At 51.5% G+C, this 9,417-nt stretch carries 7 protein-coding genes and 1 pseudogene; all 8 read right to left on the bottom strand.

Annotated features, from left to right (window positions below; translation table 11 throughout):
- Window positions 1-9: 9 nt before the first annotated feature.
- The 8 genes and pseudogenes from POTG_RS15380 to POTG_RS15345 all read right to left on the bottom strand — a co-directional run bounded on the left by POTG_RS15380 (window position 10) and on the right by POTG_RS15345 (window position 9,151).
- The gene (locus POTG_RS15380) at window positions 10-885 is read right to left on the bottom strand and encodes a type II secretion system F family protein (RefSeq protein WP_009225756.1); all 876 of its coding nucleotides are present in this window, start codon (window positions 883-885) and stop codon (window positions 10-12) included.
- A gap of 15 nt (window positions 886-900) precedes the next feature.
- The gene (locus POTG_RS15375; protein WP_009225755.1) at window positions 901-1,713 is read right to left on the bottom strand and encodes a type II secretion system F family protein; all 813 of its coding nucleotides are present in this window, start codon (window positions 1,711-1,713) and stop codon (window positions 901-903) included.
- Between the two features lie 24 nt (window positions 1,714-1,737).
- A pseudogene (locus POTG_RS15370) lies at window positions 1,738-2,082 on the bottom strand (CpaF family protein); the annotation flags it as partial.
- On the bottom strand, window positions 2,040-3,374 hold the full coding sequence (locus tag POTG_RS15365) for a sodium-dependent transporter (protein ID WP_009225753.1): 1,335 nt from the start codon (window positions 3,372-3,374) through the stop codon (window positions 2,040-2,042). The gene POTG_RS15365 and the pseudogene POTG_RS15370, both read right to left, overlap by 43 nt.
- Before the next feature lie 34 nt (window positions 3,375-3,408).
- On the bottom strand, window positions 3,409-5,712 hold the full coding sequence (locus POTG_RS15360; RefSeq protein WP_009225752.1) for an AraC family transcriptional regulator: 2,304 nt from the start codon (window positions 5,710-5,712) through the stop codon (window positions 3,409-3,411).
- Between the two features lie 106 nt (window positions 5,713-5,818).
- On the bottom strand, window positions 5,819-7,333 hold the full coding sequence (locus POTG_RS15355; protein WP_009225751.1) for an extracellular solute-binding protein: 1,515 nt from the start codon (window positions 7,331-7,333) through the stop codon (window positions 5,819-5,821).
- Window positions 7,334-7,371: 38 nt separating this feature from the next.
- Window positions 7,372-8,250, bottom strand: a complete 879-nt coding sequence (locus tag POTG_RS15350) for a carbohydrate ABC transporter permease (RefSeq protein ID WP_028539922.1) — start codon at window positions 8,248-8,250, stop codon at window positions 7,372-7,374.
- A gap of 4 nt (window positions 8,251-8,254) precedes the next feature.
- Window positions 8,255-9,151 (bottom strand): ABC transporter permease, encoded by an 897-nt coding sequence (locus tag POTG_RS15345; RefSeq protein WP_139817548.1) that lies wholly within the window; start codon window positions 9,149-9,151, stop codon window positions 8,255-8,257.
- Between the last annotated feature and the right edge of the window lie 266 nt (window positions 9,152-9,417).

Here is a 9,417-nt window from a genome sequence, read left to right as displayed (position 1 = left end):
CTGTGTGCATTACAAATTCATAATCATAAAGGCCGGTGCCCCAACCAAAATCAGTACTGCCATAAACAGCAGCACCATCGGAAACACCAGCTTGGACGAGGCTTGCTCGCCCAGCGTTCTGCCGACGGCTTTGCGTTTCTCCCACAATGAATGGGACAAGTCTCGCAGGGCCAGGGCAAAATCCTCCCCGCCGCGGCGGTAATTTAACAGAACTGCCGTCGTAAAAGCCGACACCTCCTGAATGCCGCAGCGTTTGCTGAATCCTTCCATCGCCTGCTGAAATGAATCCCCCCCTTCCCATTCCTTCTGCATCTGCAGCAGCTCCCGGTATAAGGGATGTCCGATTTGCTCCCGCTTGCGCTCAAGGCATAACTTCATCGCCTGCTGGACGGTTGACCCAGCACCTACCAGCAGCACGATTTTGTTCAGCAGCTCCGGCAGCTCCAGCAGGACAGCCTGTTCCCGCCGCTGAACCTTGCGATGAAGGTCATTGAGCAGCGCCATCGGCACCAACACAGCGAACAGGACGCCGATCCCTAAGCCGGCAGGGCCGTCGCTCAGCAACGTCATCAGACACCCGAACAGGAGACAAATGTAACTGTACGTGAGCGCCTCCGATAGCCAGAGCAGCGTCATTTCGCGGCTGCGCCGGCTGCCGCCGATTTTCTGCACGGCACGCTGAACTTTAAAGAAGAAGCCGGGAAATCGCTGAGATACCTTGATCCGCTCCAAAAGCAGCAACATTGGCGGCGAGAGGCGAACAAGCTTTAATCCTTCCAGATGCAAATCCAGATCTCCCCGGTAGAGGAAGCGAGATTTCTGGTAAGCATATAGCCAGCCTCCGCTTAATACGAACAGCAGCAATCCCGAAACCACAAGGTACAATCAGCCAACGCCCCTTTATACTCGAATATCGATGATCTTTAACATCAGCCAGGCGCAGATTGCATATAACAGCAACGCCACACCTGAGATCAGCAACCCAGCGCCATGATGCAGCGGACGCATATAATCCGGGGAAGTGAATTGCATAAAGAGTAAGAACAAGACCGGTGCCGCCAGCATCGCTTTCGCTTCAAAACGTTTCTGGGCGATCATTACGCTGATTTCCTGTGTGATCTCCAGCTTCTCACCGATCAAGTTCGATGTCCGCCGGATCACTTCCACCAGATCTCCACCGGAACGCTTGCAGGTCGTAAACACATCGGCAAAGTTGTCGATATCCTCCATTGCCGCACGTCGGCTGAAATCCAGCAGCGCCTCCTCGATCGGCTGACCGTAATCCATCCGGGCGCAAATGATCGCAAGCTCTCGCATGACATCATTATCCCCGTCTGGATACAGCAGCCTTAGATCGTCGATCGCCTCGCGAAAACCGTTCTCCACCGAGCGGCCAGCGGCCAATGAGGAGGACAGCGAATACAACGCTTGCTTAAAATGCAGGCTCAGGTTCTCCCTTCTCCGGCGCAGCAGGTAACCGCTCCAATACTTCGGCGTGTATAAGCCGCCTAACGAAAGCAGCAATGCCAACGGGAGAGCATGGAAGAAAATATAGCCTAATGCAACGAAAGCTGCTCCTCCAACCAGCGTGCAGATGACCTTCTGTCGCGGAGACAAAGGATACACCCGATAGTCCGCAAGACTTGCTGGGTCTGCCGTCGGTTTCAGCCCGGACTTCCGACGCTGCAAACCGGATCCTGCTTTCAGCAACAAACCGCATCCTCTCCTTCCTGTGCATTAATCAACTGGTAATCCCGACATACGCAGCTTGTCCGTATGGATTAACTTTGCGCCGCTGCTTTGCAAGTGACCCACGATTCGGCCGTTCTGCTCCCCTTCTTCCTGGAACGTAAACAGCGGCTGAAGCACCACCTCCCCGTCCCTCAGACCAACAACCTCGGAGATTTCCGTCACTCGGCGTGAACGGTCGCGCAACCGCGACAAATGAACAAAAACATCGATCGACGAAGCGATCTGTTGACGAACAACCGGAAGCGGTAATTCGGCTCCGCTCAGCACCATCGTCTCCAGCCTGCTGATCATATCCGCTGTGCTGTTGGCATGCCCAGTCGAAAGAGAACCATAAACAGCCATAACCGGAACCAACCGGACTTGAGCCCCGCGGCTTCCGCAGCCTTTTTCCAAAAGTACCCTACAAAGAGGGTCGTAATCAAGCCGCCGATTGGCAGCAAAATGTTCGAGGTAATGAAATCAAGCCAGTCGAAGAAGTTCTTCCCGCCCATGTCTGACAAAGCCGGTACGATCCCAAAGGACAAGACGGAAGGCAGCCCGATCAACAGAACCAACACACTGATGATCGTTACGGATTTTCCGCGGCCCCATCCCCAACGGTCCATCACGTAAGTCACCGGCACTTCCAGCAAGGATACCGAGGAAGTCAAGGCTGCAATCGCCAGCAGGACGAAGAACAACCCGCCGAAGAAGGCGCCAAACGGCATCGCCGAGAATGCAGCCGGCAGCGCGATGAAGACCAAAGACGGCCCGGCATTCGACTCTAAGCCAAAAGATGCGGTTGTTGGGAAGATGATCAAGCCTGCAATAAACGCATAGATCAAGTCCCCAGCCCCGATCGCCAGCGTAGCCGTGCCCAGGGATTGGCGCTTGTCCACGTAAGCCCCGTAAGTGAGCAAAATCCCCATCCCCAGCGATAACGAGAAGAAGGCATGTCCCAGCGCAACCAAAGCCGCCTCCGGACTCAGCTTCGAGAAATCCGGTTGAAGGAAGAAGGAAACGCCCTCCCCGGCTCCCGGCAAGGTTAATGCTCGAATCATCAAAATGATCAGAAGGACGACGAGCCCCGGGATCAGCACCTTGTTGAATTTTTCAATCCCGCCGGAGATCCCTTTCCCTACCACGATGGCGGTAATCAGCACAGCCGCCACCTGCCATACGAGCGGCATGAAGCCTTGGATGAACGAACCAAATTTCCCGCTATAGTCCGAATCGACATACAAACTTCCGCTGAAGGATTGAACCGCATAATGGAGCGTCCAGCCCGCAACGATGACATAGAAGCTCAAAATAAGAAAGGGAGCGATAACTTGCAGCAGCCCAAGACGGCCAAACACTTTAGGACCGCCGGCTTTTACAAAGGACGTGGATGCACTTCCGCGCCCTGAGCGCCCAATGGCCAGCTCCGCTAACAACAGAGGCAAGCCGATCAGGATCAAACAGATAATGAAGATCAGGAAGAAGGCAGCTCCCCCGTTTTGGCCTGTAATGTAAGGGAACTTCCACATGTTGCCGAGACCAACGGAACTGCCGATCGCGGCCAAAATAAATCCGGCAGAAGAGAATCGATCACTCCGCCCCTCGCCGAGCTGAGTTTGCTTAGTATTCATAACAACCCCCATATATTTTTATATTTCTCTATTATAATGAAAACCTTTATTTCATAACTTTCTCTCGATATTGTCCCGGTGTAATCTGTTCAAACCTCTTAAACAGCCGAATAAAATAGGACGGTTGTAACCCCACCTGCTCCGCAATTTCATTCACTTTCATATCGGAGTCACTGAGCAGCTCCTTCGCCTTCTCAATCCGGAGAGCCGTTACATAATCGATGAAATTCATGCCGGTTACCTGTTTGAACAAGCGGCTCAGCGTATAAGGCGTTGTATTAAAATGATGCGCGCACGCTTCGAGCGAAATCCCTTCGGCGAACTGATCCTTGAGCATCGCTGTCACCTGTTCGATGAGCGGCTTCGCCCGGGCCGTCTGATCCTCGCTTAATTTCTGGGCATACGGAAGGATAATTTTTTGCTGAAAAAAACGGACGATCTGCTCCGGCTCCCGAATTTGACTCAATTGCTCAAAGAGATTATCTCCTTCGTACAACTGATGAGGTTGGTAGCCGGTCTCCAATAACGTATGCATGATGCTTCCCAGCACCTGCATGACGCCTTCCTTCAATAGCTTCTCTTTGCGCGAACGCACGACCAGCTCAGAGATAATGGCCTCGATCCGCTGCATCGCTTGCTCGCATTGTCCCATCCGCAACGCTTGAAGCAGCTCCTTCTCCAAAGCGAAGGGATAATGAACCTCTTGCGGCGTATAGGGCAGAATCTCCTCCAGATCAAGCACCTGGCATTGTTCCTTCAGGTCCCGATACAGAATCGCGTTCTGAAGAAACGGCAGCATATCCGGAATATCCTTGATCTCGGTGGTTAACCGCCCAATGCAGATCGTCGTTTGCATCTTTAGCAGCGAACTGATCGTGCGGACTAAATCCTCGGCCAGGCTGAACAGCTCTTCTTTGACATGCATTTTTCTGGTTTCGGACGGATAGGAAAGCAGGATTCCCACGGTGAGGTCATGGAAATTGATGATTTCCGCTTGAATCCCCCGGATTCGCACCATTTCTTGCGCGATATTGGCTGCAGCAAAGGAGATCAGGTATTCATCGTTCTCCATAAATCGGTTATCGGCCTTGGACACCCCCGTAACCCGCGCCAGCATAAGTCCAAACCATTGCGATTCCGAGGACCAGCCAAAGGTCTGTAACCTTGCGCGGATCTCCGGCTCCTTCAGCGAGTACACATGCCCTTGCACCAACTGCATCATAAAGGCGGCCCGCAGCGAAGGATACGCTTGCTTCAGCTTCGTCTCCAAGGCTTTGCGTTCTTCGCTCAAATGGGTCCACTGATTGGCGATATAGTCCAATTCATCCCCTACTTCCGGCCCGGGGTCCGGCTTCTGCATTTTGACCAAACGAACCAACCGGCGGATCGGACGGTAGAGCCGATGCGAAGCCATCCAGGAGAGCAGGCAAGCCACGATCAGCCCGACGGCTCCCATCCCCAATATAATTCGGGAGATAATCACAATCGGCGCGGTGAGTTGCGACAGTTGCATCGTGGTGACGTATCTCCAAGGTTCACCTAAGCGGGAATACTCCCCGTACGAAATTAAATAGGATTTATCCTTCCATTGAAAAAGATAAGAGCCGGTCTCCTCCTTCCGCTGCATGACGCTCTCCTGCACGGCAAGCTCCAACTCCGCATTTTTCCGGTTCAGGGACGACGGGGAGACCAGCAGCGAGCCATCCTTGCCCATCAAAAAGGAAGCGTCTTCATTATCAACCGACATGCCTTCCACCATTTGCACCAGCTTCGACTGATCCAAATAAAAAATCAATGCCCCGTAAGGTTTACCGATACTTGGCAGCTTGTGGACAAGCGCCACATAAGGACCTGTCCCTTTCCCATTGACCTTCGTTAAGTCGAACTGCCAAAACTCCGATCTGCCTTGCTGCAGCAGACCGTGAAATTGCTTCTGTTGCTGGATATCGGTCAGCGGAACGATCCCCTCGATATCCGATACGATCACCGGCTGCTGCCGGTCTAAATATAAATAGACTTGGTCGATTAAAGGATAGGCTCCTTTCATAACCCCCAAAAAACGATACAGACTATGCGTTACGTTAAATTCGTCTACTAAATCAATCTCTCCAAGCCTTCCGTCCAGTCGGCTGTCCAAGGACCACTGGGTCGCAGCCAGCTCCAGTTGAGCTAAACTGTCATTCATTCGATCAATCGTCTTCACTAGTAAGGCATCATGATGGCGCGTGATTTCATTCTCCATATAGGCCCGGCCGGCGATATAGAATGTAATCCCAATAATCACGGTGGGCAGGCTGGTGACACATAACACCAAAAATAAGCTTCTGCGAAAAAAATGGCTCTTCTTCATACATCCCCGCCTTTCCGTAGTTTCCATTGGTCTTCCCTATCTTACTATAGATGGAAACGAGGAAAATCCCCCGAAAACCATATTTTTGCTCTCGGGGGCTGGGTCATTATTCACTTTTTGTTCGTTGCTGATAAGCTTCGTTCATCTCTTCGGTAATTTTGAGCAAATCCGGATCTGCCTTCAATTTCTCCACGTAGTCATCCCAAGCGCTGATCGGTTCTTTCCCCATAATGACTTTGGTCTTCATATCTTGAATTTTCTTGCGCAGCTCCGTCCCGACTAAGGTGCTGGTCTCCGAGTACAGTCCGACTGCCGGATCGCCCATGCTGATTTTCGCTTTCTCATCGATAATTTTCTTGTTCCGTTCCAGAACATCCAGCGGCATTCCTGTTCGGTAAGCCCGGAGGTAGGGATCATACTTCAAGAAAATTTGTCCCAGCGCCTGCTGAGCGACAATATCCTTCTGGGCTTGCGGCGTTGCTAATTTAATACCGTTCTCCTCGGTATAGTGTACATCCTTGAAGCCGAAGTTCGCCAAGTCGCTGCCTTCCTGACTAGCTCCATAATCCATCAGCTTCAGCAACTGCTTCATTTTGTCTTCAGGAACGGTTTTGGGGATCGCAAACATCCCGAAAAATCCGCTGTCTTTATTGGAGTACCCGTTCAACGAAACCAAAGGCAGGAAGTCGGCTTCGGGAATCGTTTTGCGCAGCTCTTCCGTGGGCTCCCAAGCGGCCTCCACCGTATCCTGGAACCCGCCGCCGCGATTGGATTTGAGCAAGTCCTTGGACTGCGTATTTTTTAACACGGCAAAATCTTCCGGAATCAGCTTCTCAACATAAGCCCGATTCAGCCAAACCAGACTCTCTCTGACTTCAGGCAACAGATTCACGTTTACCAGCTTGCCGTCGATCAGCTTCCAGTCGCCATTCACTTTCGTAAAGCTGTTCTGCAGCTGACCAAAGTTGGCCATCCCGTTCTGATCCACAAATCCGATATACCCGATCGTATCCTTCTTCCCATTGCCGTCCGGGTCTTGCTCAACGAAGGCTTTCAGCACTTCATAGAGCTCGTCGGTCGTCGTTGGAACGTCCAGCTTCAGCTTATCCAGCCAGTCCTTGCGCAGGTAAGTGAATCCTCCGCCATCGGTCGGACGCGGACGCGGGATGCCGTAGTTCTTTCCATCGGCCTGCTTCGTGTTCTCCCAGGACTCCTTGGGGTACAGCATTAAGTTCGGGTAATCCTGAAGATACGGGGTGAGATCCCAGAAGGCCCCTTGCGCCACCATCCCCCGCACCTGCGCATTAAACGGGTCATCCAGCAGGATGAGATCCGGAATATCGCCGGAAGCCAGCGTGACGTTCACTTTATCCCCGTAGTTATTGGGAGAGACCCAAGTGATATTTAACCTGGTATTGGTCCGCTTCTCGAATTCTTTGACAACCACGTTATCCGGTCCCGGAGGCTCCGGCGTGTAATACATGGTCATAATGCTGACCTCCAGCGGCTTGGTCAAGCCCTCGGAACCGCTGGATCCCGACTTCGTGCCGGATGAACAAGCGGATAGCAGCAGACTCACGAGCAAGGTGACGCTTAGCAAGACGAAACTCTTTTTCTTCATGACGTTATTGACCTCCCTATTCGAATAAATAGATAAGACTATTCTTTGACCGAACCTACCATAGCTCCCTTGGCAAAATGCTTCTGCAGGAAGGGATACACGAGCAGAATCGGAACGGTCGCAATCACCACGGCAGCCATTTTCAGCGTCTCCGGCGGAATTCGTTGCTCCGACATCATTTCGGCAGCAACAGAACCCCCGGCAGCGGTTGACGCATCGATGAGCATGTTTTGCAGCAACACTTGGAGCGGCTGCTTGGAGAATTCGTTAATATAAAGAAGCGCGGTAAAGAAGGTGTTCCAGTAGGCCACGGCATAAAACAAGCCAAATGCAGCCAGCGAAGGCAGTGACAAGGGGAGAATGACGCGATACCACACGCTGACATCATTGCAGCCGTCAATTCGGGCCGCCTCCTCCAGACTGGTTGGGATGCTGTCAAAAAATCCTTTCATCAAGAGGACATACCACCCATTGGTCAGCACCGGGAGAATCAGGGACCAAATACTATTGATCAGGTGCAGGTCGCGGACCAGCAAATACGGCGGTATGATACCGGGATTAAACAACGTGGTCAGCAAGATCAGCAGCATGATGATTTTTCGCCCCAGCAAGCGCTTACGAGAAATCGCATAAGCCAAGCAAGAAGTAATGAGCAGGCTTAACGCCGTGCCAACCAGTGCGAGAAAAACGCTGTTCCCGGTAGCGTTGAGGAAGGCATTAGTGGACATGAGATACTTATAAGAATCCAGACTCCACGCTTTGGGAAACAGTTGAAGTTCGCTGGATCGGTATGCGGACGGTTCCGTAAACGAAACGACAAACACATAGTACAACGGAAAAAATGTGATCAGGCTGATGATGCCAAGCAGGATCGCATTGACGGCTTGGAATATCCGATCACGGCTGCGATAACTCATCTCGTTAGTACACCCCTTCCTCGCCAAACTTCTTAGCCAATTTGTTCGTGCCGATCACAAGAATTAATCCAACCATCGACTTAAATAAACCAACGGCGGTACTGTAGCTAAATTGTCCCTGCTTCACACCTAAACGGTATACGTACGTATCGAAGACGTCAGCCACCTCTGAGACAGCCCCATTCATCATGAGGAACACTTGCTCGAAGCCGACATCCATAATGTGACCCATTCGCAGAATCAGCAAAATGACAATGACCGAGCGAATGCCAGGCAGCGTAACGTTCCACATTTGCCGGAATCGGCCTGCCCCATCGATTTTGGCCGCCTCATAGAGCTGCGGATCAATGCTGGCCATCGCCGCTAAGAAGATAATCGTGCCCCACCCGGCATCCTTCCAAATGGATTGAGCGGTAAGCATGGCCCAGAAATAATTTTTATTGGTCAGAAAATCGATCTTCTCAAAGCCTAAACTCACCAACATCTGATTCACCGCTCCGTCTCCCGTTGAGAACAAGATGAAGGTAATCCCTACAATAATGACCCAGGATAAGAAATGCGGCAGATACACGATGGATTGCACAATTTTCTTGTATGCCTGTTGCCTCACTTCATTAAGCATTAAGGAGAGCAGGATGGGCAGTGGAAAAAAGAAGATCAGCGACAACGTATTAATCGCGAGCGTATTTCGAAACAACATAAAGAAATCAGGATTGGAGAAAAAGCGTCGGAAATGCTCCAGTCCCACCCAAGGACTGGCCAGCACTCCCTGATAAGGCGAATAGTTCTGAAATGAGATGATGATTCCCCACATCGGAACGTATTTGAAGATCAGAAAGTACAGCAGGCCCGGTAAGGCTAATACATACAGGAATTTATCCCGCATCAGGATTTTTCCCATTTGTCTCAGCCGGTGACTGCGGGCCCTGGTTACAGACGTTGTCTGTTTTGTAATCGGTTCCAAGGAGGAAGCCATGTTTCCCTCTCCTTTCCCTTTGAAGTTCGATGTAATCACTCTAAGATGCCCGTGGATTTCCAGCAATCGCTTATTTTTGCAGGCAGGCAGAATAAAGGAAATTCGGGAGGGGCCGCACATTTCCTGGAATTGATTTTTCTTGCAAGGCGGTTGATCAAAAAAAAGACGCTGAACTGATCAGCGTCAAGTAG

Origin of the sequence: Paenibacillus sp. oral taxon 786 str. D14 (assembly GCF_000159955.1) — a bacterium.
GTDB classification, from domain to species: Bacteria; Bacillota; Bacilli; order Paenibacillales; family Paenibacillaceae; genus Fontibacillus; species Fontibacillus phoenicis.
The sequence above is the reverse complement of the archived record's forward strand: the minus strand, read 5'-3'. Positions and strand labels throughout refer to the sequence as shown.

What these genes read in the sequence shown, in the direction of transcription:
- POTG_RS15350 (WP_028539922.1), bottom strand. Translation starts at nt 8,250, where the DNA reads ATGAGTTATCGCAGCCGTGATCGGATATTCCAAGCCGTCAATGCGATC.
- POTG_RS15365 (WP_009225753.1), bottom strand. Translation starts at nt 3,374, where the DNA reads ATGGGGGTTGTTATGAATACTAAGCAAACTCAGCTCGGCGAGGGGCGG.
- POTG_RS15345 (WP_139817548.1), bottom strand. Translation starts at nt 9,151, where the DNA reads ATGGGAAAAATCCTGATGCGGGATAAATTCCTGTATGTATTAGCCTTA.
- POTG_RS15360 (WP_009225752.1), bottom strand. Translation starts at nt 5,712, where the DNA reads ATGAAGAAGAGCCATTTTTTTCGCAGAAGCTTATTTTTGGTGTTATGT.
- POTG_RS15355 (WP_009225751.1), bottom strand. Translation starts at nt 7,333, where the DNA reads ATGAAGAAAAAGAGTTTCGTCTTGCTAAGCGTCACCTTGCTCGTGAGT.